The following is a 534-nucleotide window of genomic DNA, read 5'->3' on the forward strand; positions in this document are numbered from 1 at the left end:
TTCACCCACTGCGCGAGATGGCGCGTGCACTTCACGTCGTAGATGATCTGCGCGCCCGGGTTGCGCGACAGCACTTCTTCCGCGAACAGCATCAGCTGGCGGTCCGGATAGATGATCTGGCCGTCCTTCGTGACGACGCCGAGGCGGTCGCCGTCGCCGTCGAACGCGAAGCCGAGTTCGGCGTCGGTGTCCTTCAGCGCCTGGATCACGTCCTGCAGGTTTTCCGGGTGCGCGGGATCGGGATGGTGGTTCGGGAACGTGCCGTCGATGTCGGTGAAGCGCTCGACGAGTTCGCAGCCGAGCGCCTTGAACAGGCGCGTCGCGAGCGGACCCGCGACGCCGTTGCCGGCGTCGACGACGAGCTTCAGCGGGCGCGCGAGCTTGATGTCGCCCACGATTCGCGCGATGTACTGATCGGCGACATCGAACTGCTCGAACGCGCCGCTGCCCGTTTCATAGCGCTCGTCGACGATGCGGCGGTACAGCGCCTGGATCTGCTCGCCGTAGATCGCCGCGCCGCGCAGCACCATCTTG

General features: G+C 66.5%; 1 pseudogene. It reads right to left on the reverse strand.

The window, feature by feature from the left end:
* Positions 1–534 (reverse strand): annotated as a pseudogene (locus DIE02_RS35285) (phosphomannomutase/phosphoglucomutase); the annotation flags it as partial.

Source organism: Burkholderia sp. Bp8991 (assembly GCF_003853795.1).
Taxonomy (GTDB): domain Bacteria; phylum Pseudomonadota; class Gammaproteobacteria; order Burkholderiales; family Burkholderiaceae; genus Burkholderia.